The 26,501-nt window shown below is 76.7% G+C and carries 24 protein-coding genes and 1 pseudogene; 15 read left to right on the forward strand and 10 right to left on the reverse strand.

The window, feature by feature from the left end; all coding sequences use genetic code 11:
* Positions 1 to 135: pseudogene (locus QNH85_RS20075) on the reverse strand (ribosomal protein L16); the annotation flags it as partial.
* Positions 136 to 428: 293 nt separating this feature from the next.
* On the opposite strand from QNH85_RS20075, the gene QNH85_RS19180 reads away from it, so the two are divergent.
* On the forward strand, positions 429 to 665 hold the full coding sequence (locus QNH85_RS19180; RefSeq protein ID WP_213283325.1) for a hypothetical protein: 237 nt from the start codon (positions 429 to 431) through the stop codon (positions 663 to 665).
* A gap of 7 nt (positions 666 to 672) precedes the next feature.
* Positions 673 to 2,364 (forward strand): RecQ family ATP-dependent DNA helicase, encoded by a 1,692-nt coding sequence (locus QNH85_RS19185; protein WP_282948976.1) that lies wholly within the window; start codon positions 673 to 675, stop codon positions 2,362 to 2,364.
* A 4-nt stretch (positions 2,365 to 2,368) separates the two neighbouring features.
* Here the strand turns inward: QNH85_RS19185 and QNH85_RS19190 are convergent, their stop codons facing one another.
* On the reverse strand, positions 2,369 to 2,824 hold the full coding sequence (locus QNH85_RS19190; protein ID WP_282948978.1) for a universal stress protein: 456 nt from the start codon (positions 2,822 to 2,824) through the stop codon (positions 2,369 to 2,371).
* A 200-nt stretch (positions 2,825 to 3,024) separates the two neighbouring features.
* Here QNH85_RS19190 and QNH85_RS19195 point away from each other — a divergent pair, with 200 nt between their 5' ends.
* From QNH85_RS19195 to QNH85_RS19205, 3 genes are all read left to right on the forward strand, one after another.
* Complete coding sequence (locus QNH85_RS19195; protein WP_282948980.1) at positions 3,025 to 4,257, forward strand: hypothetical protein; 1,233 nt, start codon at positions 3,025 to 3,027, stop codon at positions 4,255 to 4,257.
* 195 nt (positions 4,258 to 4,452) lie between these two features.
* Positions 4,453 to 5,574, forward strand: coding sequence for a M15 family metallopeptidase (locus QNH85_RS19200; protein WP_282948982.1), 1,122 nt, complete (start codon positions 4,453 to 4,455; stop codon positions 5,572 to 5,574).
* 227 nt (positions 5,575 to 5,801) lie between these two features.
* Positions 5,802 to 7,439, forward strand: coding sequence for a peroxidase family protein (locus QNH85_RS19205; protein ID WP_282948983.1), 1,638 nt, complete (start codon positions 5,802 to 5,804; stop codon positions 7,437 to 7,439).
* A 98-nt stretch (positions 7,440 to 7,537) separates the two neighbouring features.
* Here the strand turns inward: QNH85_RS19205 and QNH85_RS19210 are convergent, their stop codons facing one another.
* The 3 genes from QNH85_RS19210 to QNH85_RS19220 form a co-directional block, all read right to left on the reverse strand.
* Positions 7,538 to 8,608, reverse strand: coding sequence for a YihY/virulence factor BrkB family protein (locus QNH85_RS19210; RefSeq protein ID WP_282948985.1), 1,071 nt, complete (start codon positions 8,606 to 8,608; stop codon positions 7,538 to 7,540).
* Between the two features lie 128 nt (positions 8,609 to 8,736).
* Complete coding sequence (locus QNH85_RS19215) at positions 8,737 to 9,192, reverse strand: winged helix-turn-helix domain-containing protein (protein ID WP_282948987.1); 456 nt, start codon at positions 9,190 to 9,192, stop codon at positions 8,737 to 8,739.
* 256 nt (positions 9,193 to 9,448) lie between these two features.
* The gene (locus QNH85_RS19220) at positions 9,449 to 11,269 is read right to left on the reverse strand and encodes a metallophosphoesterase family protein (RefSeq protein ID WP_282948989.1); all 1,821 of its coding nucleotides are present in this window, start codon (positions 11,267 to 11,269) and stop codon (positions 9,449 to 9,451) included.
* Positions 11,270 to 11,366: 97 nt separating this feature from the next.
* Here QNH85_RS19220 and QNH85_RS19225 point away from each other — a divergent pair, with 97 nt between their 5' ends.
* From QNH85_RS19225 to QNH85_RS19235, 3 genes are all read left to right on the forward strand, one after another.
* Positions 11,367 to 12,329, forward strand: coding sequence for a cation diffusion facilitator family transporter (locus QNH85_RS19225; RefSeq protein ID WP_282948991.1), 963 nt, complete (start codon positions 11,367 to 11,369; stop codon positions 12,327 to 12,329).
* Positions 12,330 to 12,404: 75 nt separating this feature from the next.
* On the forward strand, positions 12,405 to 13,745 hold the full coding sequence (locus tag QNH85_RS19230) for a cytochrome P450 (protein WP_282948992.1): 1,341 nt from the start codon (positions 12,405 to 12,407) through the stop codon (positions 13,743 to 13,745).
* 323 nt (positions 13,746 to 14,068) lie between these two features.
* Positions 14,069 to 14,449, forward strand: coding sequence for a PASTA domain-containing protein (locus tag QNH85_RS19235; RefSeq protein WP_213283224.1), 381 nt, complete (start codon positions 14,069 to 14,071; stop codon positions 14,447 to 14,449).
* A gap of 326 nt (positions 14,450 to 14,775) precedes the next feature.
* On the opposite strand, the gene QNH85_RS19240 is transcribed toward QNH85_RS19235, so the two are convergent.
* Positions 14,776 to 15,549 (reverse strand): fructosamine kinase family protein, encoded by a 774-nt coding sequence (locus QNH85_RS19240; protein ID WP_282948994.1) that lies wholly within the window; start codon positions 15,547 to 15,549, stop codon positions 14,776 to 14,778.
* A gap of 41 nt (positions 15,550 to 15,590) precedes the next feature.
* Here QNH85_RS19240 and QNH85_RS19245 point away from each other — a divergent pair, with 41 nt between their 5' ends.
* Positions 15,591 to 16,613 (forward strand): aminoglycoside phosphotransferase family protein, encoded by a 1,023-nt coding sequence (locus QNH85_RS19245; RefSeq protein WP_282948996.1) that lies wholly within the window; start codon positions 15,591 to 15,593, stop codon positions 16,611 to 16,613.
* Positions 16,614 to 16,647: 34 nt separating this feature from the next.
* Here the strand turns inward: QNH85_RS19245 and QNH85_RS19250 are convergent, their stop codons facing one another.
* A complete protein-coding gene (locus QNH85_RS19250; protein ID WP_346016350.1) occupies positions 16,648 to 17,082 on the reverse strand; it encodes an Lrp/AsnC family transcriptional regulator in 435 nt (144 codons plus the stop codon).
* Between the two features lie 263 nt (positions 17,083 to 17,345).
* On the opposite strand from QNH85_RS19250, the gene ald reads away from it, so the two are divergent.
* The 4 genes from ald to QNH85_RS19270 all read left to right on the forward strand — a co-directional run bounded on the left by ald (position 17,346) and on the right by QNH85_RS19270 (position 22,593).
* Entirely contained in the window at positions 17,346 to 18,464 is a 1,119-nt protein-coding gene (ald, locus tag QNH85_RS19255) for an alanine dehydrogenase (protein ID WP_282948998.1), read from the forward strand.
* A gap of 70 nt (positions 18,465 to 18,534) precedes the next feature.
* The gene (locus QNH85_RS19260) at positions 18,535 to 19,083 is read left to right on the forward strand and encodes a GNAT family N-acetyltransferase (RefSeq protein WP_282948999.1); all 549 of its coding nucleotides are present in this window, start codon (positions 18,535 to 18,537) and stop codon (positions 19,081 to 19,083) included.
* Positions 19,080 to 21,167 carry a M3 family metallopeptidase gene (locus QNH85_RS19265; protein WP_282949001.1) on the forward strand — a complete coding sequence of 696 codons (2,088 nt, stop codon included), beginning with the start codon at positions 19,080 to 19,082 and terminating at the stop codon, positions 21,165 to 21,167. Before QNH85_RS19260 ends, QNH85_RS19265 begins: the two co-directional genes overlap by 4 nt.
* A gap of 76 nt (positions 21,168 to 21,243) precedes the next feature.
* A complete protein-coding gene (locus QNH85_RS19270; RefSeq protein WP_282949003.1) occupies positions 21,244 to 22,593 on the forward strand; it encodes a M20/M25/M40 family metallo-hydrolase in 1,350 nt (449 codons plus the stop codon).
* A gap of 3 nt (positions 22,594 to 22,596) precedes the next feature.
* Here QNH85_RS19270 and QNH85_RS19275 read toward each other — a convergent pair whose 3' ends face one another.
* Positions 22,597 to 22,845: a DUF5703 family protein gene (locus QNH85_RS19275; RefSeq protein WP_213283218.1), complete on the reverse strand. Its 249-nt coding sequence runs from the start codon at positions 22,843 to 22,845 to the stop codon at positions 22,597 to 22,599.
* Positions 22,846 to 22,906: 61 nt separating this feature from the next.
* Between QNH85_RS19275 and QNH85_RS19280 the strand changes: the two genes are divergently transcribed.
* Positions 22,907 to 23,212 (forward strand): primosomal protein, encoded by a 306-nt coding sequence (locus tag QNH85_RS19280; protein WP_282949005.1) that lies wholly within the window; start codon positions 22,907 to 22,909, stop codon positions 23,210 to 23,212.
* A gap of 34 nt (positions 23,213 to 23,246) precedes the next feature.
* On the opposite strand, the gene QNH85_RS19285 is transcribed toward QNH85_RS19280, so the two are convergent.
* Positions 23,247 to 24,209 carry an aldo/keto reductase gene (locus QNH85_RS19285; RefSeq protein WP_213283216.1) on the reverse strand — a complete coding sequence of 321 codons (963 nt, stop codon included), beginning with the start codon at positions 24,207 to 24,209 and terminating at the stop codon, positions 23,247 to 23,249.
* Positions 24,210 to 24,302: 93 nt separating this feature from the next.
* On the opposite strand from QNH85_RS19285, the gene QNH85_RS19290 reads away from it, so the two are divergent.
* Positions 24,303 to 25,184, forward strand: coding sequence for an undecaprenyl-diphosphate phosphatase (locus QNH85_RS19290; protein WP_282949008.1), 882 nt, complete (start codon positions 24,303 to 24,305; stop codon positions 25,182 to 25,184).
* Between the two features lie 22 nt (positions 25,185 to 25,206).
* On the opposite strand, the gene QNH85_RS19295 is transcribed toward QNH85_RS19290, so the two are convergent.
* A complete protein-coding gene (locus QNH85_RS19295) occupies positions 25,207 to 26,199 on the reverse strand; it encodes a CorA family divalent cation transporter (RefSeq protein WP_282949009.1) in 993 nt (330 codons plus the stop codon).
* Positions 26,200 to 26,501: the final 302 nt, after the last annotated feature.

The following is a 26,501-nucleotide window of genomic DNA, read 5'->3' on the forward strand; positions in this document are numbered from 1 at the left end:
CGGGTAGATGTTGATCCAGACCTTGCCGCCACGCTTGATGTGGCGGGTCATCGCGATACGAGCAGCCTCGATCTGGCGGTTCGTGACGTAGGCGGGCTCGAGAGCCTGGATGCCGTACTCGCCGAACCGGGGCGCGGGGCCCCCCGGCGCGGCGGCCCGGCCCCCCGGGGGGGGCCGCCCCCCCCCCGGGGGGCGGCCCCCCGGCCCCCGGCCCCCGGGCGGCCGGCCCCCGGGGGGGGGCGGCCCCCGCCGGGGGGGGGGGGGGCCGCCCCCGCGGCGGGGGCCGCCCCGGCCCGGCCCGCGGGCGGCACCGTGTCGCCGCAGACGCAGGGCCCGCCGGTGAACCCGCCGTCCCACGGGACCCCGACCAACCCCGCCCAGCCCCGCTGAGCACCGAGCCCGAGCACCCCGACCCCCGGAGGACCGACGTGACCGAGACCGAGACCGCGGACGAGCGGTACGAGCGCACCCGCGCCTCGCAGGAGCAGCCCGACCGCCCCGCGCCGGCGCGCGTCGCGTTGTTCGTCTTCTGCATGCTGCTCCTGCTCGCCGGCTTCTGGCTGATGGGCGTGGGCGTCGACGACGCGTCGATCACGTTCTTCCTGCTGGGCGTGGCGTCGAGCGGGATGGCGTTCTTCCTCGCCCTGCACCGGCCGGAGCGCTGAGGCGCGGGTGACGGACCGGCACACGGCCCCGCAGCGCTCGCCCGAGGTCGCCGGGCTGGACGACGCGGTGCGCCGCGTCCTCGGCGACGGCCACCGGCTCCGGGAGGCGCAGCGCGACGCGCTCGACGGGCTCCGCGACCGGGACACGCTGCTCGTCGCGCGCTCGGGCGCCGGCAAGACCGCGGTCTACGCGATCGCGACGCTGCTCAGCGGGCGCCTGACCGTCGTGGTGTCGCCGCTCCTGGCGCTGCAGCGCGACCAGGTGGCGGGCCTGCGGGAGGCTGGTCTGCGCGCGGAGGCCGTGAGCTCGGCCCGCGGTGCCCGGGCGCAGCGGGAGGCCCTGGAGCGGGCGGCGCGCGGCGAGCTGGACGTCCTGGTGCTCGGCCCGGAGCAGCTGGTGCGCCGCCCCGTGGTCGAGGCGCTCGACGCCGCGGACGTCGGCCTGGTGGTGGTGGACGAGGCGCACTGCGTGAGCGAGTGGGGGCACGACTTCCGGCCCGACTACGTGCACGTCGCCGGGACCGTGCAGCGCCTCGGGCAGCCCCGGGTCCTGGCGCTGACCGCGACGGCGTCGCCGCAGGTGCGGCAGGAGGTCGTCGAGCGGCTCGGCATGGTCGAGCCCCGCGTGCTGGTGCACGACGCGGACCGGCCGAACATCTGGCTGGGCGCGCACCACGCGTCGACGCCCCGCGAGCGGGACGACCGCGTCGTGGGCGTCGTCGCCGGGCTCGAGGGCGCGGGGCTCGTCTACGCGCGGACGCGCACCCACGTGGAGGAGCTGACGGCGTCGCTCGTGGCGGCCGGCCGCCCCGCGCTCGGCTACCACGCGGGGCTGCCCGCCCGGGAGCGGGCCCGGGTGGAGCGGGTGTTCCTCGACGGGGAGCAGGACCTCGTCGTGGCGACCAGCGCGTTCGGCATGGGCGTGGACCGGGCCGACGTCCGGTTCGTGGTGCACGCCGGGCCGCCGACGTCGCTCGACGCGTACTACCAGGAGGTCGGGCGCGCGGGCCGCGACGGGGAGCCGGCGCGCGCCGTGCTCGTGTCCCGCCCCGACGACTTCGGCCTCAACCAGTACCTGCGCTCCGGCGGGGTGCCGCGGCAGGCGACGCTCGCCGCGGTGCTCGACGGCCTGGCCGCCGCGGGGTCTGCGGGGTCGGCAGAGCCGGCGGGGTCCGCGGGGACCGGCGACGCGGACGGCGCCGACCTGCAAGGGCTCGTCGCGGCGACCGGGCTCGCGGCCCGCACGGTGTCCCGGGCGCTCGGCGTGCTGCTCGACGTGGGCGCCGTGCGCCGCGAGGACGGCCGGCTCGTCCCGACCGGCGTCACGGCGCGGCAGGCCGCGCGGGAGGCCGCCGCCCGCCAGGAGGAGCGGCAGGCGGTGGAGCGGTCCCGCGTCGAGGTGGTGCGCACCTACGCCGACACCACCGACTGCCGGCGCCGGCTGCTGCTGGAGCTGCTGGGGGAGAAGCACCCGCGACCCTGCGGGGCCTGCGACAGCTGCGACGCCGGCACGTCGGTGGAGGTCCAGGACGCGCCCCTGCGCCCCGGCCAGGCCGTCGAGCACGCGGAGTGGGGGCCGGGCCAGGTGTCGGTGGTGGAGGAGGACCGCGTGACGGTGTTCTTCGCCGAGCGCGGCTACGTCACGCTGGACACCGCGGTGGCGTGGGAGTCGGGCCTGCTGCGCGCGGCGTCCGCGTGACGGGTCAGGGGACGACCGTGACCGGCCAGCGGGCGTTGCGGACCAGCCGCACGGCGAGCGACCCGGCGATCCGGTGGCCGATGCTCGCCGACGACCCCACCACCACGCAGTCCGCCCGCACCTCCCGGGCGACGGCGGACAGCACCTGGTAGGGGTCGCCGGTCCGGACCTGGAGCTCGGAGCGGATGCCCTCGGCCTCCGCGAGGGTCTGCGACTGCCGCAGCATCCGCTCCACCTCGTCCTGCAGCCGGAGCGCGGCGGCGCTGCTGCTGCCGGTGGTGTCCATCAGCTGCGCGATGCCGCCGCCCGGCTCGCGCGCGTAGACGACGACCAGTCGGCTGCCCTGCCGACGGCACACGCCGACCGCGTAGGCCGCGGCGCGCAGCGACGTCTCGGAGCCGTCGACGCCCACGACCACGGCGGTCCCTCCGTCGTGCCTGGTCTCGAACCCGTCCGGCACCGGTCCACCGTCCCTCTCGCGCTGTGCCCGGTTGGTCCGGCTCGCACGGCCGGCGGGTGCCCCGACGCTATCGCCGCCGGCCCCGGGGGCGGGCGCGGTTCCCGGCTGGCGGGACGCGGCGGTCCGCGGTGCGGCATGGTGTCACCGGGACGCGACGGGCGAGACGGACGCGACGGACGAGGTCGACGGGGGGAGGGCCGGTGGCCGACGTGACGGAGGTGGCGGCTGAGCTCTACGGCGTCGCGCCGGCGGGGTTCACCGCGGCGCGCACCGCCGCCGTCCGGGCCGCACGGGCCGCCGGTGACACGGCGGTGGCGACGGCCGTCGGCGCCCTGCGCAAGCCGAGCGCGGCCGCCGCGGCCGTCAACCTGCTGGTGCGGGAGCGCCCGCAGGACGTCGGCCGCCTGCTGGACCTCGGCGTGCGGCTCCGGGAGGCCCAGGCGGCGCTCTCCGGGACGGACCTGCGCGCCCTGCACGCGGAGCAGCAGCGGACGATGACCGAGGTCGTCCAGGTCGCGGTCGACCTGCTGGCGGAGGCCGGCGGCACCGTGGGTGCGGCGGCGCGCGGTCAGGTGGAGGCGACGCTGCGGGCGGCCATGGGCGACCCGGACGCGGCCGCGGCGGTCGCCACGGGGCTGCTCGTGCGGGACCTGTTCTCCTCGGGGTTCGAGCCGGTCGACGTCGACGGCGCCGTGGCCGTCCCGGACGCCCCGCCGCTCGCGGGCGCGCCGGCCCGCCGGACGCCGATGCGCGCCGTCCCGGCGGAGCGGGAGCGGCCGGACACCGCGCCCGACGACGGCGCCGGCGGGTCGGGGCGCCGCCGGGGCCGGCTGATCACGGCGGACGAGCCGGACCGGCCGGTGCGGGAGGTGCCGCCCGCGCGGGCCCGGGGCCGGGTGCGGACCGCCGGCACCGGGGACCAGGAGGCCCCGCCGGACGCACCGCGGGAGCACACGGCGACGAGGCGCCGGACCGGGTCGGCCCGGACCCAGTCGGCCGGGACCGGGTCCGCCGGGACCCGGCGTGCGCGCGAGGCGGAGGAGCGGCGCGCCCGCGAGGCCGAGGACCGGCGCGCCCGCGAGGCCGCGCAGGCCGCCGAGCGCGAGCGCCGCCGCGAGGCCGCCCGCCGCAGCGCCGAGGAGGACCTCGCGCTCGCGCGGCAGGACGCGCAGGAGCAGCGCGCGGCCCGGGACGCGGCCGACCGCCGCCTGCGGGACGCGGAGGCGCGGCAGTCGGAGCTCGCGGACCTGGTGGAGCGCACCCAGCAGGAGATCGCGCGCCTGCGCGACGAGCTCGCCGTCGCGGAGCAGGAGGCGCGGGAGACCGGCCTGGAGGTGCGGCACGCGCGGTCGGCGCGGACGACGGCCGCGCGCGCCGCGGAGCGGGCCGAGTCGCGGCTCCGCGCGGCCGAGACACACCTGGACGGGCTGTGACGCAGGTCACCTTCTCGCGTTGACACCCCTGAGGGGGGTTCCTACTCTGGCAGGACGGCACGCCCCGCGACACGGGGCGCCCGTGGCGGTACCGGGTCGGGACGCGGGCCTGGTCGTGGCGTCGCGGGGCTGGGACCCCGGCGGCCGCGCCCGCGCGGGACCAGCGACCCGCAGCCTCGTGGAGGAGCGGCCGTGATGGGTCTGCCGCCGTCCCGGCGTCGCCGCCACCGGCGGCTCGGCCGGGCCCGGCTGGGACCTGTCGCAGCAGCCGCCCGCCGCACCGCGCGCGGCGCGGGCCTCGTCGGGCTGGCCGCGGTGCTCGCCGCGGGGATCGCGTGGACGCCGCCGGACCACCGCACCGGGGTCGTCGCCCCGTCCGCCGCCGCCGACCCGGCAGACGCGGAGAGCCGGCGCCTGGAGCTGCGGGCGCGCGCGCAGGCCGAGCAGCTGACGGACGAGCAGCTCGCGGTGGCGCGGGCCGCCCTGGGCGCGGCGTCCGGCGTGGAGGCGCTGCGCATCGCCCCGGAGCCCGTGCCGGCCCTGGTCGAGCTCGACGACGCCGTCACGCGCCTGCACACCGCGAACGACGCGCTCACCCCCGAGGCCGGCGCGCTCGGGGACCGCGTGGCGGGGCTGCGCGAGCTCGAGCGCGCGTCGGCGGCGGTGTTCCGCCTCACCCTGGAGGTCGAGCGCACCGCCCCCCAGCCGACCACCGCCTCCTCGGTGCTCGACGCGGCGGGGCTCGCCCGGCTGGAGCGCGTGACGTCCGAGGCAGTCGCCGCCGTCGCGGAGCTGCCCGGCGGGGGCGGGCTCGTCGACGACGCCGCCCTGCTCGGACCGGTGCGCTCGGGGCGCTCCGACCGCGTGACGTCCGGGCCGCTGCGCGCCGACGGCACGGTGGACCCGGCGGTGCTCTGCCCGGTGCCGTTCGCCGCCGGCGCGCTGCTCCGGTGCGACGCCGTGGACGCGCTCGTCGCGCTCAACGAGGAGTTCCGCGCCGACCACGGGACGGACCTGCCGGTGGGCAGCACGTACCGGTCGTTCCCCGAGCAGGTCGCGCTCAAGGGCGCCAAGGGGTTCCTCGCCGCGTCCCCGGGCACGTCGCACCACGGCTGGGGCGTCGCCGTCGACTTCAGCGGCTTCGGGGCCGTCGGGCAGTTCGACACCCCGCTGTACCTGTGGATGGTCGAGCACGGGCCCGCGTACGGCTGGATCCACCCCGCCGGTATGGGGCCCGGCGGTCCCGGGCCGCACGAGCCCTGGCACTGGGAGTTCGCCGGGACGGCGCTGGGCGCGGAACGCTCTCCCGCACCCTGACCAGCGCCGACCGCGCGGACCCGCCCGGCGACCTTTACGCCCGCGTGCCGCCGGTGGTGTGATGGACCCCTGACCGGCCCCCGCGGACGTCATCGCCGACCCCGCCCGCGCCGGCGTCCGCAGCCCGGGTCCCTCGCCGAGACGAGCCACCCGGACCGCCCCCGCCCGTCGCCGCGCCGCGGCACGGGACAGCAACCCGGTGAACCGCACCGCCCAGGGGGAGTCCCATGAACGCCACGCAGACCGATGCCGCCGCGCCCGCCGTCGCCGGGCGGGTGATCGAGAACGTCAGCCACGGCGAGGTCCTGGAGCGCCAGGCCCACGCGTCCGAGTTCGACTACCTGTTCCCGGACCTCGTGGGCGACGCCGGCAGCCACCTGCCGGCGGTCGACGCGCCCCAGGTGATCGCCCTGCTGCGGCGGCTCGGCGGCGCGATGGCCGAGCCCGTCGCGAGCGCGGCGCCGCCGTCCTCGATCCCCGCGGTCTACACGTACTGGGGGCAGTTCATCGACCACGACCTCACGCTCGAGGACTCCTCGGACGTGAGCATGCAGCAGCCCGCCGTCGCGGAGCCGGGGCTCCAGCCGGTGGACCCGGACACCGTGCGCGCGAAGCTCGGCAACGCCCGCCAGCCGTACCTCAACCTCGACTCGCTGTACGGCGACGGGCCGAAGGGGCCGAAGTCGGCCGCGTTCTACGACGGGGCGTTCCTGCGCCTGGGCACCCTCGCGTCGCCCGCGCCGGGCCAGCCGGTGCCGTGCGCGGAGGACCCGGACGAGCGCGACCTGCCCGGCCGCCGGCGGGTCACCAACCGCGCCACCGGACGCGACGAGTTCCCCGCGAGGATCGGCGACTCCCGCAACGACGAGAACCTCGTCGTGGCGCAGCTGCACCTCGCGTACCTGCGCTTCCACAACGCCGTCGCGCACGCGATCCAGCTGGCGGAGCCCACGCTGTCGAAGCGCGACCTGCTGGCGCGGGCGCAGCGCTTCACCCGGCACACCCACCAGTGGCTGATCGTCCACGACTACCTGCGGACGGTGACCGTCCCCGGCACGGTCGACTGGGTGCTGTCCGAGCACCCCGGCCTGTACCTGTCGCGGTTCCCGGCGGGCGGTCCCGAGGCGATGCCGCTGGAGTTCTCGGTGGCGGCGTTCCGGTTCGGGCACTCGCAGATCCGCAACTCCTACGACTACAACCGCAACTTCGGCGACCCGGGGTTCGTCGCGCCGCGGGCGAGCCTGGAGCAGCTGTTCCAGTTCACCGGGCGCGGGGGGTTCATCGGCGGGGCGACCGGGCTCCCGATGAACTGGGCGATCGAGTGGGACCGGTTCGTCGACAAGGCCGACCCGGACCCGCGGCACTTCGCCCGCGCGATCGACACGCAGCTCGCCGACGACCTGTCGGTGATGCGCAACGAGCCCCGCGACCTCGCCGGCATCCAGGAGCACCTGGCCAAGCGGAACCTGCTGCGCGGCTACCTGCTGAGCCTGCCGACGGGGGAGGCCGTCGCCCGCGCGCTCGCCATCCGTCCCCTCTCGCGCGCCGAGCTGCTGCGGAACACCCCGGCGGGCGTGCGGAGCGCGCTCACGAGCCCGCAGCTCTCGGGCCGGACGCCGCTCTGGTACTACGTGCTCAAGGAGGCGGAGGTGCTCACGGGCGGGAGCTCGCTCGGTCCGGTCGGCAGCCGCCTGGTGGCCGAGACGATCATCGGGCTGATCGCGCACGACCCCGAGTCGTTCCTGTCGAGCGTGCCGGCGTGGGGCGCGGCGGCGGTCCCGACGCTCGGCACCGGGCCGGGCGCCCGCACCATCTCGAGCCTGCCGGACATGCTGGAGGTCGCGGGCGTGATGCCGCCGAGCTGACGGCCGCCCGCACGACGCAGGACCGCCGGCCCCGGCACGGCTCCCGGGACCGGCGGTCCTGCGTGCTCAGCGGTGCGGTGCGACGCCGCGTGGTGGCGTCAGCGCGGCGGGCGCCGCTTGCTGTTCGACTCCCGGATGGCGCGTCCCCGCTTCACGTCCTCCTCGGCCTTGGCGCGCTTCTTGTCGCTCGCGCGCGTGTCCCGCGGGGGCAGCTGGATGGTCCGCTCGGCCTCGATGCCGCCCTGGAGCTGCCGGCCCCGCTCGACCTCCGCGTCGAGCTCCGCGCCGAACAGGAGCGCGAGGTTGGACAGCCACAGCCACAGCAGCAGGATGATCACGCCGGCGAGCGAGCCGTAGGTGCTGCCGTAGCTGCCGAAGTTCGCGACGTAGAACCCGAACCCGACGGACGCGATGATCCACACCACGACGGCGACCAGCGCCCCCACGCTCATCCAGCGGAACTTCGGCTGCCGGACGTTCGGCGTGAAGTAGTACAGGATCGCGACGGCGAGCACGACGAGCAGCAGGACGACCGGCCACTTCGCGATGTTCCAGACCGTCACCGCGACGTCGCTCAGCCCGATGGCGGAGCCGATGGACTCCGCGATCCCGCCGGACACCACCGCGGCGACCACGATCAGCACGGCGAAGATCACGAGCACGAGCGTGACGACGAGCAGCACCGGCCGGAGCTTCCAGATCGGCCGGCCCTCGTCGATCTCGTAGACGCGGTTCATGCCGCGGCTGAACGCGGCCACGTAGCCGGACGCCGACCACAGGGCCAGCGCCAGCGACAGGAAGAACGCGAGCCCGGCGCCCGGCGAGTTCGAGATGTTGTCCAGGATCGGCTCGATCGTCTTGCCCGCGCCCTCCGGGCCGGTGTCCTCGACGGTCTGCACCAGGTCCTCGACGAGCTGCTGCCCGTTGCCGACCAGGCCCAGCACGGACACCACGGCCAGCAGGGCCGGCGCGAGCGCGAGGACGGCGTAGTAGGTCAGCGCGGCCGCGAGGTCCGTGCACTGGTCGTGGTTGAACTCGCGGATCGTCGTGCGCAGCACGTACTTCCAGGACCGCTTGGTGAGGTCGTCGGGCGAGTCGGGCTTGCGCGGGTCGTCCGGGTCCGGGGCGGTCGCCGCCTTCTGCGTGCTGTCGTCGGGCGAGTGCGCCACGTGTCCTCCTGCGCGTGCGGCCGCTGCCGGGGCGGCGGCGACGTCCGGGCGGGGGCGCGTCCTGCCCCCGGTCCTGTCCCGCCCAGCGTCGCCCGCCGGGGTCGAGCCCGCCACACGAACGAGGGACGTCAGCCCTCGACGCGCAGCCCGTCCAGCGCGTTCAGCCGGTACCCGACGCCGCGCACCGTCGCGATCAGCCCGTCGAGGCCCGACTTCGCCCGGACCCGCCGCACGTGGACGTCGATGGTGCGCGTGGCGGCGGACAGGTCCTGCGAGCGCCACGCGGCGGCGAACAGCTCGTCGCGGGTGACGACGCGGCCCGCGGACCGCGCCAGGTAGGCCACCAGGTCGAACTCCTGGCGGGTGAGGTCGACGGGCGCGCCGTCGACCACCAGCCGGCGCCCGGGCAGGTCGACGACCACGCTGCGGGTCAGGGGGAGCGACGCGAGCAGCTCCTCGAAGCCGCGGTCAACGGGCGTCGGCAGCACCGGCGGCGCGGCCGGGTGCGCGGAGCGCAGCGGGCGGGCGGGGGCGGTGCGGGCGGTGGCGGTACGGACAGGGGTGGCGTGGGTCAGGACGGTCACAGGATGGTCCGCGGACGTCCGCCGCGACGGTGGCGGCGGGGCGGGACGACGGTCCCGCGGGGGTGGCTGACGGCTGGGGTGGCGGTCAGGCCCGACAGAGCGGACGCGCGCAGGTGGGCCGCGAGGTGCGGCACATCACGAGCGCGGTGGTCATGGGCGTGAGTGTGGCACGGCGGGACGGGCCCGGGCACCGGTGCCGGGCCCCCGTCTCACGTCCCGGACGGATGTGACGACGCGGGCTGGTCACCGCCCGGTGTCAGCCCTCCGCGGGCTCGGTGACGTCCGGCGCGGGAGTGCCGGCGTCGTCCGCGCCGGGGACCCCCTCCGCGTCGGGGTCGGGATCGGGGACGGCGACCGGCCACGGCGTCGGGTCGTGCACCGTCGCGGTGGCGTCCGTGCCGATCTCCACGAGCTGCCAGTCGATGATCCGGCGCGTCTGCGGGTCCCAGCGCAGGATCGTCATCTCGGCCGTGCCCTTGAGCGGGCCGATCCGGGGCTCGTTCTCCTGCGCCCCGGCCGTGGAGGACGAGATGTACCGGATGCCCTGGCCCACCTGCTCGGGGTCGGTGCGGGTGTGCATGTGGCCGGAGAGCTGCGCGGGGACGCAGCCGTCGGCCAGCAGGTTCGGTGCCACCCGGGGGTTGTGGAACATGACGAGGTCGACGCCGTCCGGGTCGTCGCAGGCGACCTCCGACAGGCGGGTGCCGACGTCCGCGTACGACTCGTCCTGGGTCTGGGTCGTGATGAGGCGGGTGGCCTTCGGGTCGTGGTCGCCGAGCAGCCGGATGCCGCGCACGTCGATCACCCCGCCGTCCAGCACCGTGGCGCCGGCCCGCGCGTACTGGGCGGTCGTCTCCGCGGAGTCGTGGTTGCCGGGCGCGGTGATGAGGTCGACGCCGTCGGGGATGGCGCGGGCGAACGTCGTCACGCAGTACTGCTCGACCGACGTGCCGTTCATCGTCGTGTCGCCGGCGTCCAGGACGACCTGCGCGCCGGACAGCTCCGTCAGCGAGGTGATCAGCGGCGCCATGCCGACGTTGCAGTGCAGGTCCGAGACGAGCAGCAGCGTGACCGGCTCCTCGCCCTCGTCGGTGGGGCTCGGCGTCGGCGACGGGCTCGCCGACGGGCCGGCGGACGGGCCGGCCGACCCGTCGGCGGAGGCCCCGTCGGCGGAGGCCCCGGCGGTCGCGCCGTCCGCCGGCGTGCCGGCGGACGCCTCCTGCGCCTCCTCGGCCTCCCGGGCCGCCGCCTCCACCGCGGGGCGCCGGTCCTCCCAGCCGTCCCATGCCGCCACCAGCGCGTCGTCCGCCTGCCGGTAGAACTCCTCGTTGTCGCGGTACGCCTGCACCACGAGACCGCCGTAGGTGTCGACGATGCCGCCCAGCCGCCCGGTGATGCGCGCGCCCTCCAGGGGGGTGCCGTCGAACACGGCCGACGCCGGCAGCGCGTCGGCCTGCCCGCGCGTGCGGTCGCGGTCGCTCGCGGTGACCAGCGTGCCGACCAGGACGACGGCCACGCCGCCGGCGACGAGCTGCCGGGCGTGCGGCACGACCCACGCCGCGAGCTCCCGCCGCCGGCCCGCCCCGAGCAGCGCACGCCCGGCCCACCACGCCACGGTGAGCACGGCGAGCGCGGCGAGCGTCCGCCGGGCGGCGTCGACGGCGAGCGCCCGCGCCGCGTCCTCGATGGTCGCCTGCGGCCCGGTGAAGAACTGCAGGTAGGAGTTGAGGTCGCCGGTCAGCGCCTGCAGGGTGTCGACCCCGTGCAGCGCGTCGACGTCGACGGGGATCTCCTCGACGGTCACCCGCGCACCGAGGCCCACGGGCAGCGGGGAGTCGATCTGGATGGTCCCGAACGGGCCGAGGTCCAGGGTGACGGTGCCGTCCGTCGTCACGTCGTACCGCGCCTCGTGGGGCCCCAGGCTCTGCTCGGCGGTGGCGGTGGTGACCCCGTAGGTGAGCGCGACCAGCAGCGCGGCGAGCGCGAGCAGGACGCGGGGGAGCCACCGGCGGGTGCCGGTGCGGGCGGGGGCCGTCGGCGCGGCCTCGGGTCCGGGGGCGGCGTCGGGTGCGGACATCGCACCGAGCCTAGACGCGCCCGCGGGGGCCCGTCGCGGCGGCGTCCGGGCCGGTCGCGGCCGTGCGGGCGGCCCGGGGCTGTGCTACTCCGGGACGGTGACGAGTCCCGCGACGCCGGCCGCGCCCTCCCCGGCCCACACCGAGAGCACCACCACCGTCGTCGTCGCGTTCGCCGCGAACGCGTTGATCGCGCTCGCGAAGACCGTCGCCGCGGTGCTGACCGGCGCCGCGTCCATGCTCGCGGAGGCCGCGCACTCGTGGGCCGACACCGGCAACGAGGTGTTCCTGCTGGTCGCCCAGCGGCGCGCGTCGAGGCGGCCGGACCGGACGCACCCGCTCGGCTACGGCCGCGAGGTGTACGTGTGGTCGCTGTTCGCGGCGATCGGCCTGTTCGCGGTCGGCGCCGGCGTGTCCATCACGCACGGCGTCCAGGAGCTCCTCGACCCGCAGCCGGCGGAGTCGTTCGTCATCGCGTACGTCGTGCTCGGCGTGTCGTTCCTGCTGGAGGGCACGTCGTTCCTGCAGGCGTGGCGGCAGGCGCGGTCGGCGGCGACCAGCCGCGAGCAGGACCTCTGGGAGCACGTGCTCGCCACCTCCGACCCCACCGTGCGGGCGGTCTTCTTCGAGGACGCCGCCGCGCTGATCGGCATCCTCATCGCGGCGGCGGGCATCGGGCTGCACCAGGTCACCGGCTCGGCGGTCCCGGACGCGGTCGGATCGATCCTGGTGGGCGTGCTGCTGGCCGTCGTCGCCGTGCTGCTCATCGACCGGAACCGGCGGTTCCTGGTGGGGGAGACCGGCGACCCCGCGCTGCAGCGCGCCGCGGTCCGGGCGCTGCTCGCCATGCCGGAGGTCGCCCGGGTCACGCAGCTGCGGCTCGAGTTCGTCGGCGCCCGGCAGCTGTTCCTCATGGGCGCCGTCGACCTGGAGGGCAACCTCGCGGAGGACGACGCCGCGCGGGCGCTCGCCGCGGTCGAGCGGCAGGTGACCGAGGTCCCCGGCGTGGTCGGCGCCCTGCTCTCGCTGTCCGAGCCCGAGGAGCCCGCCCTCGTGCCGTGAGCCTCGTGCCGTGAGCCCCGCGCCCTGGACCCGCGCCGCACCCGTCCCCCCGATCCCGTCCCGGAAGGACTCCCCATGACCGACGTCAGCCCCCGCACGCCCGTCGACCTCGGCCCCGCCCGGTCCGCCGCCGTCGCCGCGAGGGTGCTCGGCCCGCTGGTCGCCCAGGGCGCGATCGTCCGGCGCCCGCGCGTGACGGCGTGGGCGGAGCGGCGGCAGACCGACCGGGCCGCCGGCGCGCTCCTGCGGGACCTGCGTCGCGAGCACGGCGGCGCCCCCGTCGTGCTGACGCTCGGGCCGCGACGCGTCGTGCTGCCGCTGGACCCGGCGGACGTCGGCGCGTTGCTCGCCGGGTCGCCGGAGCCGTTCACCCCGGCGACGGTCGAGAAGCGCGCGGCGCTGGGGCACTTCGAGCCCGACTCGGTGCTGATCTCCCCGTCCGGCCGGCGCCCGCCGCGCCGGCTGCTCAACGAGCAGGCGCTGGACACGTCCGAGCCGGTGCACCGGGACGCCGGACCGCTGCTCGCCGCCGTCGACCGCGAGGCCGCGGAGCTGGCCGCCGCGGTCCACGCGGGCGGCGTGCTCGACTGGCCCACGTTCGCCCCGGCGTTCTGGCGGCTCGTCCGGACCGTGGTGCTCGGCGCCGGCGCCCGCGACGACGAGCGGGTCACCGACCTGATGTGGACGCTGCGGCAGGACGCGAACTGGGCGTACCTGCGCCCGCGCCGCCCGCACCTGCGCCACGAGCTCGCCGAGCGCCTGCACGAGTACGTGCAGCGGGCCGAGCCCGGCAGCCTCGTCGCCCACGCCGCGGCCGCCTCGTCCGGGCCCGGCGCGGCGCACGGCGTCGACCCGGTGGGCCAGGTGCCGCAGTGGCTGTTCGCGTTCGACGCGCTGGGCGCCGCGGTGCTGCGGGCGCTGGCCGTGGCGATCGCCCGGCCGGAGGTGCGCGACCGGCTGCGGGCCGAGGCGGCGTCCGGCGCGGCCATGCAGCCCTACGCCCGGGGCGCCGTGCTCGAGTCCGTCCGGCTGTGGCCGACGACGCTGGTCGTGCTCCGCGACGCCACCCGCCCGACCGGCTGGGGCGGCCGCGAGCTGCCCGCGGGCACGGGGTTCGCCGTCGTGAGCGCGTTCTTCCACCGGGACGGCGAGCGGCTGCCGTTCGCCGACGACGTCGTGCCGGAGGCGTGGCTCGACGGGCGCGCCGACGCCGACTGGGGCCTCGTGCCGTTCAGCGGCGGGCCGGTGTCGTGCCCGGGGCGCAACGTGGTGCTGCTCGTCGGCGGGCGGCTGCTCGCGCACCTGGCCGGGCTGGACCTCGGGTACGCCCGGGCGCGGTACCTCGCGGCCGCGCCGCTGCCGGCGACGTTCGACCACTACGGCGTCCGGTTCCCGGTGGCCGGACGGGCGGCGTGAGGAGCGGCGCCACGCCGTGATCCCGGTCACGCCCGTCCGTGCCCGGGCGCCGGGGCGACCGGGTGAATCGGCTCGCAACCGGGTGTGTCCGCAGGCCAGGACGACGTGAACGGGCGAAACACGGCGGAAACCTGTCGCCCGACAGGCGTAGGCTGGCCGGCGAGGGCGCGTCGCCCGCCGGGCAGGTCCCGGGCGGCCGCCGGACCACAGGACCACCTGCTGCTCGTCCAGCTCGGCGCGAACGTGTCCCCGCGCCCTCCGCGGCCCCCGGCGATCCCGGCGGGGCGCGTCCGAAGCACTGCAACACGCCCAGGAGGGCCTCGATGAACATGTCCATCGCCCGAGCCGGCCGGTCCACCCGCACCCTCGGTGTGGCCGCCGTCGTCGCGACGGTCGCCCTGCTCACGTCCTGCTCCGGCGGGTCCGACGACGCGTCGTCGAGCCCGTCCGCGTCCGAGTCGGCCACGCAGGCCCCCGAGGAGGTCGAGATCTTCGACCAGACCGGCCTGCTCCTGGAGACGGCGCGCGACACCCTCGAGGCCCGGCACCTCGTGGTCGAGGTCGCGGACGCGACCGGCCAGGGCCGTCCGATCGAGGACGAGATGCAGTGGCTCGTCGTCACGCAGGACCCGACCGAGGGCACGGTCCCGGAGGGCAGCACCGTCACGATCACCGCGCGGATGACCACCGACCCGCGGATGTGACCGCGGAATAACCGCTGGACCCACCGCCTTGTACCGTGCGAGCCTCGAGCTCACGGTCCGCGCGGTGGTGCAGCATCCCGCCGCGGGAGGGCCGTCCCGGACGCGGAGAACGCTCCCCTGGTGAGGGGTGGACGGACGCGGGACGGGTGGCTCGTCACCGACGGTCCTCAACGAGGCCAGGACGGTTCAGGTCGCGCGGGAGAAGGACAAGCGGGCGCGACGGACGGTGGCGTACGGATGCTGCACCTGGCGCCCGACGGCCCCGGGGTCGATCGGCCGGCACACGCCGGCGGGTCCCCCGGGGCCGTCGTGGTTCCCGGGCCCCCTCAGACGTACGGCGCCGCGAGCCGGCGCAGCTGGGCGGCGTAGCCCCCGCCGAACAGCACTGCGTGCATGCCCACGGGGTACACCTGGTGCAGCGCCACCCGGTGCTGCCAGCCGCGCCGGAGCCGGTGCACCTCCTGGTAGCCGGCGAGCACGTCGTCCAGGTGCGGGAAGCCGAACAGCGCCAGCATCGCCAGGTCCGTCTCACGGTGCCCGCCGTGCGCCGCCGGGTCGATGAGCGTCGCGCCCTGCGGGGTCCACAGCACGTTCCCGGACCACAGGTCGCCGTGCAGGCGCGCCGGCGGGTCGTCGTCGTCGAGCGCCCCGCTGCGCAGCACGTCCGCGAGGCGGCGCAGGAGCGCGACGTCGTCCGGGCCGAGCACCCGCCGCCGCTCCGCGGCCGCCGCCAGGGGTTCCACGCGGCAGTCCGCGAGGAACGCGCCCCAGCTGTCGTGGTCGCCCGCGGGCATCGGCAGCGGCTGCTCGAGCGGCCCGAAGAACCCGTCGCCGCTCCACCCGTCCGGCGGGCTGCCGAACCGTGGCGCACCCGCGCCGTGCGTGACGGCGAGGCCCCGGCCGAAGTCCTTCGCGGCGCGCCGGGTCGGCGCCACCTCGGTCAGCCGATCCAGGTCCAGGTGGTCGCCGCCCACGCCCCGGACCCCGACCACCGGTGCGCCGCCGCGGACCCGCAGCCACCGCAGCCCCGCCGCCTCGCACGCGAAGAACCCGGGCGGCGCGCCCGCCCGCTGCTTGCGGTACGTGCCCGTGCTGCCCATCCCCGCCGCCCTCGCCGCTCGTCGCCTCTAGCCTGTCGGTCGTGCCCTCGTCCCGCGGTTCCCGGCCGATCGTGCGCACCGGTGCGGCCGTGCCGGCGGAGGCGCGCCGCACCGGCGCGCGGCGGGCCGGTCGCGTCGATCCCGCCGTGCCCCCGGCCCTGCTGACCGGCGCCGGCCGCACGCCCGAGGGCGCGGCGTGGCTGGCGACGCTCCCGTCCCTGGTGACGCGCGCGCTGCGCCGCTGGGACCTGACGGCGGGGGAGCCGTTCCCGTCCGGCTCCGCGTCCTGGTGCGCTCCCGTCACGCGGGGCGGCGCGGACCTCGTGCTGAAGATCTCGTTCCCGCACGACGAGGCGCGCGACGAGGCGGCCGTGCTCACCGCCTGGGACGGGCGCGGTGCGGTGCGGCTGGTCGACCACCACGGGCCGGACTGGGCGCTGCTGCTGGAGCGGGTGCACCCCGGCACGCCGATGCGCGCGGTGCGGACCCCGGTGCTGCGCCGGCTCGCGGAGGCCGCCGACGTGCTGCGCGTCCTGCACGAGGCGCCCGGCCCCGCCCGGCTGCCGGACCTGCGCGGGGTCGCGGCGTCGTGGGCGGACCTCGCAGCGGAGCGGGCGGACCGGGCGGCGCGCGCCGGGCTGCGGCTGGACGCCGGCCTGCTGCGCGCGGCGGACGAGGTCCTCCGGGCCCCCGCCGCGGCGCGGGAGGTCACGCTGCACGGCGACGGCAACCCCGGCAACCTGCTGGCCGACCGGGCCGGGGGCTGGCGCGCGATCGACCCGAAGGCCCTGCGCGGCGACCCCGCGTACGACCCGTGGCCGCTGCTGGAGCAGGTGGGGGACCCGTGGCGCACCGCCGACCCGGTGCGCACGCTCCGGGAGCGGCTGCTCCTGGTCGCGGAGCGGGCGGGGCTCGACCCGGCCGCCGCGGCGGGCTGGGCGCTGGCGCGCGGGACCGAGGCGGCGCTGTGGGCGTGGCACCACGGCGGCCCGCCCGCGGCGCTCGGCGCGGGGCTGCGGCGCGCGGGGGACTGGGCGCGGGTGCGCGACGCGCTGACGGGCTGACGGGCCGGTGTCCGTGTCGCGGGGTCCCGGCGGCTCAGCCCGCGCGGCCGCGCAGGTGGTCGAACACGAGGCTCGTCTCCGTTGACGCGACCTCCGGCCGGTCGCTGAGCCGCTCGACCACGAAGCGGCGCAGCTCGTCGGTGTCCCGCACCGCGACGTGCAGCAGGAAGTCGTCGACCCCGGCCAGGAAGTACACGTCCAGCACCTCCGGGCGCGCGGCGACGGACCGGGCGAACGGCTCCAGCGACGCGCGCGAGCCCGCGGCCATCCGGACGGCGACCATCGCGCGCAGCCCCCGGCCGAGGGCCTGCGGGTCGACGTCGGCGTGGAACCCGCGGATCACCCCGGCGCGGCGCAGCGCCCGCACCCGCGCCAGGCACGTCGACGGCGCGATGCCGACCGCCGCGGCCAGCGCGTTGTTCGCCATCCGCCCGTCCTCCTGGAGCAGCCGGATCAGCTGCCGGTCCACGCCGTCGAGCGGCACCGCGCCCTGGGGCTCGCGCGACTCCGGCGCACCCGGCGGCCGAGCGGGCGAACCGGGCACGCGCGCGGGTCGAAGATCGTTCGACGGTGTGACCGACGTCGCACCGTCGGTCGCAGGAAGTTCGGTCACAGCCGCAGCGTAACGAACCGAAACGCGCGGACACCCCGCGGAAACACCGCAAAGTTCACGCTGGTCGTGTCGGGTGCCGGTCGGCGCCGCGGGCACCGCACGAGCCGGGAGGCGTCATCATGAGGGTCGGGATCCCCGCCGAGGTGAAGAACCACGAGTACCGCGTCGCGATCACGCCCGCCGGGGTGCACCAGCTCGTCGCGGCGGGCCACCAGGTGCTGGTCCAGGCGGGGGCCGGCGTCGGCTCGGCCATCACGGACGACGCCTACGTCGCCGCCGGGGCGCGGGTCGTCGCGACGGCCGCCGAGGCGTGGGGCGAGGCGGACCTGGTCTGCAAGGTGAAGGAGCCCGTCGCCTCCGAGTACGGGTACCTGCGCGAGGACCTGGTGCTGTTCACGTACCTGCACCTGGCCGCCGACCGGCCGCAGACGGACGCGCTGCTCGCGTCGGGGGTGACGTCGATCGCGTACGAGACCGTGCAGCTGGCCGACGGGTCGCTGCCCCTGCTCGCCCCGATGAGCGAGGTCGCCGGGCGGCTGGCCGCGCAGGTCGGCGCGTACCACCTCATGCGCAGCGCGGGCGGGTCCGGGCGCCTGCTCGGCGGCGTCCCGGGCGTCGCGCCCGGCCGGGTCGTCGTCATCGGCGGCGGCGTCGCCGGGCAGCACGCCGCGGAGGTCGCGCTCGGGATGCGCGCGGACGTGACGGTGCTCGACCTGTCCGTCCCGCGGCTGCGCGAGCTCGACACCGCGTTCGGCGGGCGGGTGCGGACTCTGGCGTCGTCCGCGTACGCGATCCGGGAGGCCGTCGCGGACGCGGACCTGGTGGTCGGGGCGGTCCTCGTGCCGGGAGCGCGGGCCCCGAAGCTCGTCACGGACGACATGGTCGCCGCGATGCGCCCGGGCTCGGTCCTGGTGGACGTCGCCGTGGACCAGGGCGGCTGCTTCGAGTCCACCCGCGCGACGACGCACGCGGACCCGACGTTCCGCGTGCACGAGGCGGTGTTCTACTGCGTCGCGAACATGCCCGGGGCCGTGCCGGTGACGTCCACCCAGGCGCTGACCAACGCGACGCTGCCGTACCTGACCGCGCTCGCGTCCCGCGGCTGGCGGGACGCGCTCGCCGCCGACCCGGCGCTCGCCGCGGGCCTGTCCACCCACGCCGGCGCCCTGCACCACGCGGGGGTCGGGGCGGCCCACGGCCTGCCGGTGGTCGACCCGGCGAAGGTGCTGGCCGGCTGAGCGGGCCGGCACGCCGGGGGATCGCGGAAACCGGCGGACAACGCGCCCCCGGGGATGGCACGGTGGCCCGATGGAGCCCTTCGAGCTGACCGACGGCGTGGTGCTGCTGCGCGCGCCCGGCCCGTCCGACGTCGACCGCGTCACCGACCTGTGCCAGGACCCGGCGATCCAGGAGTGGACCACCGTCCCGAGCCCGTACTCCCGGGCGGACGCCGAGTCGTTCGTCGCCGGGATGGTCGCCGACGGCTGGGCGCAGGCGACGCAGTTCAACTGGGCGGTGCGCTCCGGCGGGGACCTGGTCGGCATGGTCGGCCTCGCGGCGCGCGGCGACGGATCGGCCGAGCTCGGCTACTGGCTGGCGCCGGACGCCCGCGGTCGGGGGCTCATGGCGCGCGCGGTGGGGCTCGTGCTCGACGCCGGCTTCGGCCGGCTGGGCCTGGACCGGGTCACGTGGCGGGCGTTCGTGGGCAACCTGCCGTCGCGGCGGGTGGCGGAGCGCGCCGGCTTCACCGTGGACCCCGAGCCGCGCGACGGCGAGCACCGGGGCGCCCCGCGCGCGGAGTGGACCGGCGTGCTGCACCGCGCGGAGCACGGGTCGTCGGCGATGATGGCCCGATGACCTCCACCCTCGACGCGGACAACCCGTTCGCCACCCCGTCCACGCTGCCCTACGCGCTGCCCGACTACGCGCGGATCCGCGAGGAGCACTACCGCCCGGCCCTGCTCGCGGGCATGGCGGAGCACCGCGCCGAGATCGAGGCGGTCGCCGCGTCGGCCGAGGCGCCGACGGTCGAGAACACGCTGGAGGCCCTGGAGCGCTCGGGCCGGCTGCTGCACCGCGCGGCCACCGCGTTCTTCAACCAGTCGTCGTCCGACTCCACCCCGGGCCTGGAGGAGCTGGAGGAGGAGATCGCCCCGCTGCTCGCCGCGCACGAGGACGCCCTCTACCTGGACCGGCGCCTGTTCGCGCGCGTCGAGGCGCTGCGCGACGCCGCCGAGGCGGGCGAGCTGGAGCTCGCGCCGGACACGGCGTGGCTGCTGCACCGCCAGCACACCGCCTTCGTGCGCGCCGGCGTGCGCCTCGACGACGCCGCCCAGGACCGGCTGCGCGAGCTGAACGCGGAGATCACCCGGCTGGAGACGGTGTTCGGCCGGCAGCTGCTCGCCGAGACGAACGACTCCGCCGTGCTGGTCACCGACGAGACGCAGCTGGACGGCCTCGCCGAGGACGCGCGGGCCGCGGCGGCCGAGGCGGCGACGCGGCGCGGGCACGAGGGCGCGTGGCTGATCGACCTGATCCTGCCGACGCAGCAGCCGGCGCTCGCGTCGCTGACGAACCGGGCGCTGCGCGAGCGGCTGCACACCGCGTCGGTGCGCCGGGGCGGCCGCGGCGGGGAGAACGACACCCGCGCGACCCTGCTCGCCATGGCGCGGCTGCGCGCCGAGCGGGCCCGGCTGCTGGGCTACCCGCACCACGCCGCGTACATCGCCGAGGACGCCACCGCGAAGACGCCCGAGGCGGTGGCGGACATGCTCGGCCGGCTCGCGCCCGCGGCGGTCGCCAACGCGCGCGTCGAGGCCGCCGACCTGGAGGCCGCGCTGCAGCGCGACGTCCCCGGCGCGACCCTCGAGGCGTGGGACTGGGCGTACTACGCCGAGCAGGTCCGCAAGGAGCGCCGCTCGCTGGACGACTCCCTGCTCCGGCCCTACCTGGAGCTCGACACCGTCCTGACGAAGGGCGTCTTCCACGCCGCGCACGAGCTGTACGGGCTGACGTTCACCGAGCGCCCCGACCTGGTCGGCTACCACCCGGACGTCCGGGTGTTCGAGGTCCACGACGCGGACGGCAGCGGGCTGGGCCTGTTCCTCGGCGACTACTGGACCCGGGACTCCAAGCGCGGCGGCGCGTGGATGAACAACCTGGTCGACCAGTCCGCGATGCTCGGCGAGCAGCCGGTGGTCGTGAACAACCTCAACATCCCGAAGCCCCCCGCCGGGCAGCCGACGCTCCTCACCTGGGACGAGGTCATCACGCTCTTCCACGAGTTCGGCCACGCGCTGCACGGGCTGTTCTCGGACGTGCGGTACCCGTCGCAGTCCGGCACCGAGGTGCCGCGCGACTTCGTGGAGTACCCGTCGCAGGTCAACGAGATGTGGGCGTGGGACCCGGCGGTCCTGCGGTCCTACGCCGTGCACCACGTGACCGGGGAGCCGATGCCGTCGCAGTGGGTCGACACGATGCTCGCCTCGCGGCAGGACGGGGAGGGGTTCGCCACCACCGAGTACCTCGGCGCCGCGCTGCTCGACCAGGCCTGGTACCGGCTCGCCCCCGAGGACGTGCCGACCGACGTGGAGCAGGTCGAGGCGTTCGAGGCCGCCGCGCTGGCGGCCGCGGGCGTCGCGTTCGCGCCGGTCCCGCCGCGGTACCGGACCACGTACTTCAACCACGTGTTCGGCGGCGGCTACTCGGCCGGGTACTACTCGTACATCTGGTCCGAGGTGCTGGACGCGGACACCGTGACCTGGTTCGAGGAGAACGGCGGCCTGAAGCGGGAGAACGGCGACGCCTTCCGGGCGCGGCTGCTGTCCCGCGGCGGCTCGGTCGACCCGATGGCCGCGTTCCGCGACCTGCGCGGCCGCGACCCGGAGATCGCGCCGCTGCTGGCCCGCCGCGGCCTGACGGCGGCGACGACCGGCGCCTGACGGGCCGTCCGCCGCGCTCCCGCCCCGCCCGGGCACACGTCCGGGCGGGGCGAGTGCTGCCGGTACCGTGGTCGGCATGACCGACGAGCCCGCCACCAGCCCCGACGCGACCACCGGCACCTCGGCCGCCGAGGCGGAGGTCGTCCGGATCTGCCAGGACCTCATCCGGTTCGACACCTCGAACTACGGGGACGGCTCCGGCCCGGGGGAGCGGTCCGCCGCCGAGCACGTCATGACGCTGCTGCACGAGGTCGGGCTGGAGCCGGAGCTGTTCGAGAGCGCCCCCAGCCGCGCGAACGTCGTCGTCCGCCTGGAGGGCACCGACCGCAGCCGCCCGGCGCTCGTCCTGCACGGGCACACCGACGTGGTCCCCGCCGAGGCGAAGGACTGGAAGGTCGACCCGTTCGCCGGCGAGGAGTTCGACGGCATGGTGTGGGGCCGCGGCGCGGTCGACATGAAGGGCATGGACGCGATGATCCTGGCGGTCGTCCGCCAGATGGTCCGCGAGGGCCGCCGCCCGGCCCGGGACGTCGTGGTCGCGATGTTCGCCGACGAGGAGGCCGGCGGCCGGTACGGCGCCCGCTACGCCGTCGACGAGCGCCCCGAGCTGTTCGAGGGCGCCACCGAGGCCGTCTCCGAGGTCGGCGGGTTCTCCGTCGACGTGCACGGCCGGCGCGCCTACCTGCTGCAGACCGCTGAGAAGGGCATCGCGTGGCTCCGGCTCGTCGCCGACGGCACCGCGGGCCACGGCTCGGCCGTCAACCCGGACAACGCGGTCACGGAGCTCGCCGGCGCGATCGCCCGGATCGGCGCGTACCAGTGGGACACCCGGCTGACCCCCACCGTGCTCGCGCTGCTGGAGGGCGTCGCCGACCTGACCGGCCTGCCGCTGGACGTCGACGACCCGCTGGCCATCGACCGGCTGATCGGCGCGCTCGGCCCGGCGCGGCGGTTCGTCGGGTCCTCGATCCGCACGCTCGCGAACCCCACCCAGCTGCACGCCGGGTACAAGACGAACGTCATCCCGGGCCGGGCGACCGCGACCGTCGACGTCCGCCCGCTGCCGGGCGACCACGAGGCCGTCCTGGCGAAGGTGCGGGAGCTCGCCGGCCCGACCGTGCGCGTCGAGCCGGAGCACCTGGACATCGGCCTGGAGGTCCCCGCGTCGGGCACGCTCGTCGACACGATGACCGACGTGCTGCGCGAGCAGGACCCGGGCGCGGTCGTGCTGCCGTACATGCTGTCGGCCGGGACGGACAACAAGTCCCTCGCGCGGCTCGGCATCGCGGGCTACGGGTTCGCGCCGCTGCGCCTGCCGGCGGACCTCGACTTCACCGCCCTGTTCCACGGCGTCGACGAGCGGGTGCCGGCCGAGTCGCTGCGGTTCGGCGTCCGGGTGCTCGACGGGCTGCTGCGCGAGGCGTGAGCCTCAGTCGTCCAGCATCCCCAGGGTCGACCGGACCCGGATGATCCGGCGCCGCAGCCACACCTTGCGCTCCCCGCCCGTGTAGAGCAGGGTCCGGGCGAGCTCCCAGCGGCCGTACTCGGCCTCGTCGGTGAGCATGCGCCGGGCGTCGTTGCGGCTCGTGGTCCGGGGGATCGTCAGGACCCGGTACTCGTACTGCCGGGCCGCCTCCGGGGAGCCGGGCCGGTCCGTGCTCAGGTTGGTGCGTGCCATGCCCACCGCCTTCGAGTCGATCGTGGTGCCATTGTGCCTGGTGCGGCGCTACGGTCGTGGCATGGCTATCGACCCCCGCGCGGCACTGGACCGCCTCATCGCTGCTCTCGAGGCGCACTACTCCGCCGTGTCCGCCCGCCGGGGCGACGACGACCCGGCGGTCGACGACGCGTACGACGTGCTCGCGGACGCCTTCGAGGTGTACGACGACGCCCTGGGCACCGTGCACGGCGAGGCCACGCCGTTCTACCTCGCGGAGGACGACGACGAGGACGAGGACGACGAGGAGCCCGAGGACGCCGACGACTACGACGTCGACGACCTGCCCGAGGCGCCGTACGACGAGCACGACGCGCGGCGGCCGTAGGCGACCCGACCGCGCGGCGCGGGTCCGGCGCGGGTCAGCGGCGCTCGGGGTAGCCCAGCGCGGGCGCGCTGATCTCGTCGAGGGCCCGCAGGATCTCCGGCGGCAGCTCGACGTCCTCGGCGGCGAGCGAGGCCCGCAGCTGCGCGGGCGTGCGCGCCCCGACGATCGCCGACGCGACCTGCGCGCGCACCCGCAGCCACGCGAGCGCGACCTCCAGGGGTGCCCGCTCGAGCCCCTTCGCGGCGACGACGAGCGCCTCCACGACGGCGGCGGCGACCGACCCGAGGTACGGCTCCACGAACCCGGCCAGGTGCGGGGAGGCCGCGCGGGAGTCGGCGGGGACGGTGCGCCGATACTTGCCGGTCAGCACGCCGCGGCCCAGCGGCGACCACGCCAGCAGCCCGATGCCGAGGTCGGCGGCGGCCGGGAGCACCTCGCGCTCGATGCCGCGCTGCAGCAGCGAGTACTCCGCCTCGACGGCGGCGAGGCCGGGGTCGTCCCCCAGCAGGGTCGCGGCGCGGGCGACCTGCCACCCGGCGTGGTTCGACAGCCCGACGTACCGGGCGCGGCCCGAGTCGACCGCCCGGCGCAGCGCGGTGACGGTCTCGGTCAGCGGCGTGCGGGGGTCGGGGGTCTGGACCAGCCACAGGTCGACGTGGTCGGTGCCCAGGCGGCGCAGCGACGCGTCCAGCGTGTCCAGCAGCGCGCCGCGGGAGGCGTCGACCACGCCGCCGTCGGGGGTGCGCCGGACGCCCGCCTTGGTGCACAGCACGAGCTCGTCGCGGGGGACCACCCGGCCGACGAGCGACCCGAGCAGCTCCTCCGCGCCACCGTCCGCGTAGGACGCCGAGGTGTCCACGAGGGTGCCGCCGGCGTCCGCGAAGTCGCGCAGCTGCTCGGCGGCGTCGAGCTCGTCGGTGTCCCGGCTCCAGGTCAGCGTCCCGAGTCCGAGGTGCGAGACCCGCAGGCCGGTCCGTCCGAGCTGGCGCTGTTCCATGGGTGCGAGGGTAACGGGGCCGGCGGTGCGGGTCGGTGACCAGCCGCTATCGTGGCGCCTCGTGGCTGCGCGCATCGAGAACGAGACCCGAGCATGAGCGTCTGGGAGGCGATCGTCCTCGGCCTCGTCCAGGGTCTGACCGAGTTCCTGCCCGTGTCGTCCAGCGCGCACCTGCGCATCGTGGGCGAGCTCATCGGGTCCGGCGACCCCGGCGCGGCCTTCACCGCGATCACCCAGATCGGCACCGAGACCGCCGTGCTGCTGTACTTCCGGCGCGACATCGCCCGCATCTGCACGCACTGGTGGCGGGCGGTGCGCGGGGACCTCGGCACCGACTGGCGGTCCCGGACGGGCGCCCCGGCCGACGGCCCGCGCGACCCGGACGCGCAGATGGCCTGGTACATCGCGCTCGGCTCGGTGCCGATCGTCCTGCTGGGCCTGCTGTTCCAGGACGCGATCGAGCAGCCGTTCCGGAACCTGTGGCTCATCGTCCTGACGCTCGCGGGCTTCGCGCTCGTGCTCGACTGGGCCGACCGGCGCGGCCGGCACGAGAAGCCGCTGACCGACCTCAACCCGCGGCACGCCGTGTACTTCGGGCTCGCGCAGGCGATGGCGCTCATCCCCGGGGTATCCCGGTCGGGCGGCACGATCACCGCCGGCCTGCTCATGGGCTACACGCGGGAGGCCGCGGCGCGGTACTCGTTCCTGCTGGCCATCCCGGCGGTCCTCGGCTCCGGCCTGTTCCAGCTGGCGTCGAGCGCGGGCGACTTCGGCACGGCGGGGACGCCGGCGCTGGGCGTCACGGTCATCGCGACGATCGTGGCGTTCGTGGTCGGGTACGTCGTGATCATCGGGTTCCTGAAGATCGTGTCGACGTTCTCGTACCGCCCGTTCGTCGTCTACCGGATCGGCCTGGCCGTCGTCGTGGCGCTGCTGCTGGTCACCGGGGTGCTGGACCCGCTCGCCGGGGCGTGAGGCTGCGGCGCTCGCGCCGGGCTCAGAGCCAGTCGGAGCGCTTGAACAGCCGGTAGAGCACCGTCGCGGACGCGGCCATCACGAGCACGGACAGCGGGTAGCCGAGCAGCCAGTGCAGCTCCGGCATGTGGTCGAAGTTCATCCCGTAGACGCCGGCGATGAGCGTCGGCACCGCGATGATCGCGGCCCAGGCCGAGATCTTGCGCATGTCCTCGTTCTGCCGCACCGACACGCGCGCCAGGTGGACCGACAGCATGTCCCCGAGCAGGGCGTCGTGGGCGTCCAGGTGCCGGTCGACCTTGGTGAGCACCGTGTCCAGGCGGCGGATCCACCGCATCGTGCGGGTCTCGCGCCGGCTGTCCTCCTGCTCCGCGACGAGCTCCGGGAACGCGGACAGCAGCGGGACCAGCGCGCGGCGGGCCTCGGCGATCTCGCGCTTGAGGTCGTAGACCACCTCGGCGGGGTCGTCGGTCTGCGGCGTGAACACGACCTGCTCGACGTCGGCCACCGCCTCCCCGATGCCGAGCTCGACGTCGCCCGCCCGGCGGACCAGCGCCGTCAGGACGGCCGCGAACACGTGGCCGGGCCGGTCCTGCGGCAGGTGCTCCTCGTCGCGCAGGTTGTCCAGGACCGCGTCCAGCAGGTCGGCCGGGCCCTCCTCGGCGGTGATCGTCACGTCGTCCACGACCAGCGCCGCCCAGACGCCCGTCGTGACGTCGCGCGTCCGCGGGTCGTACGCGAGCGTGGGGCACACCAGGTACTTGCCGCCGCCGGCGAGCCGGCGCAGCTGCGGGTGCCGCGGGTCGCCGAGGCCGCCGCCGGTGACGCTGCCCTCGGCCGAGCGGCGGACCACCGACTCCGGGATGCCGGCCTGGCGCGCCGCGTCGGCGATCGCGTCCAGGGAGTCGACGTGCACCCACGCGGTGGGCGGCTCCGGCGCCGCGAGCAGCGCCAGCAGCCCGTCCGGGGGCGTCGCCGTCCAGCCGTCGCCTGCATGCACCCACGCGCTCTCCACCTCGGCATTGTGGCGGTCGCCGGCGCGGCGCGGGCGGCCGACGCGCCGCCGGGCGGGCGGAGTCACCCGGTGCGGGCGGCGCGCGAGGCGCCTCGGGGGCCGGCGGGTGCGGGGCCGGCGGGACCGGGCCCACCTGGAACTGGTGGCCTCCGAGGTCATGCCGCAGGTGCGCTGCCCCCGGCGCCCTCGGTGGTGGCCCGCGACGCCGGACGACCCGTCCGGACCAGGTCGCGGGCCACCACCCCGGCCAGCACGACCAGCAGCACGTTCCGCACCGCGAGCACGACGGTCGGCACGGGCTG

This window comes from Cellulomonas endometrii (genome assembly GCF_949769265.1).
Lineage (GTDB): Bacteria > Actinomycetota > Actinomycetes > Actinomycetales > Cellulomonadaceae > Cellulomonas > Cellulomonas endometrii.

What these genes read in the sequence shown, in the direction of transcription:
- QNH85_RS19200 (WP_282948982.1), top strand. Translation starts at nt 4,453, where the DNA reads ATGGGTCTGCCGCCGTCCCGGCGTCGCCGCCACCGGCGGCTCGGCCGG.
- QNH85_RS19205 (WP_282948983.1), top strand. Translation starts at nt 5,802, where the DNA reads ATGAACGCCACGCAGACCGATGCCGCCGCGCCCGCCGTCGCCGGGCGG.
- QNH85_RS19220 (WP_282948989.1), bottom strand. Translation starts at nt 11,269, where the DNA reads ATGTCCGCACCCGACGCCGCCCCCGGACCCGAGGCCGCGCCGACGGCC.
- QNH85_RS19230 (WP_282948992.1), top strand. Translation starts at nt 12,405, where the DNA reads ATGACCGACGTCAGCCCCCGCACGCCCGTCGACCTCGGCCCCGCCCGG.
- QNH85_RS19235 (WP_213283224.1), top strand. Translation starts at nt 14,069, where the DNA reads ATGAACATGTCCATCGCCCGAGCCGGCCGGTCCACCCGCACCCTCGGT.
- QNH85_RS19240 (WP_282948994.1), bottom strand. Translation starts at nt 15,549, where the DNA reads ATGGGCAGCACGGGCACGTACCGCAAGCAGCGGGCGGGCGCGCCGCCC.
- ald (WP_282948998.1), top strand. Translation starts at nt 17,346, where the DNA reads ATGAGGGTCGGGATCCCCGCCGAGGTGAAGAACCACGAGTACCGCGTC.
- QNH85_RS19260 (WP_282948999.1), top strand. Translation starts at nt 18,535, where the DNA reads ATGGAGCCCTTCGAGCTGACCGACGGCGTGGTGCTGCTGCGCGCGCCC.
- QNH85_RS19265 (WP_282949001.1), top strand. Translation starts at nt 19,080, where the DNA reads ATGACCTCCACCCTCGACGCGGACAACCCGTTCGCCACCCCGTCCACG.
- QNH85_RS19270 (WP_282949003.1), top strand. Translation starts at nt 21,244, where the DNA reads ATGACCGACGAGCCCGCCACCAGCCCCGACGCGACCACCGGCACCTCG.
- QNH85_RS19275 (WP_213283218.1), bottom strand. Translation starts at nt 22,845, where the DNA reads ATGGCACGCACCAACCTGAGCACGGACCGGCCCGGCTCCCCGGAGGCG.
- QNH85_RS19280 (WP_282949005.1), top strand. Translation starts at nt 22,907, where the DNA reads ATGGCTATCGACCCCCGCGCGGCACTGGACCGCCTCATCGCTGCTCTC.
- QNH85_RS19285 (WP_213283216.1), bottom strand. Translation starts at nt 24,209, where the DNA reads ATGGAACAGCGCCAGCTCGGACGGACCGGCCTGCGGGTCTCGCACCTC.
- QNH85_RS19290 (WP_282949008.1), top strand. Translation starts at nt 24,303, where the DNA reads ATGAGCGTCTGGGAGGCGATCGTCCTCGGCCTCGTCCAGGGTCTGACC.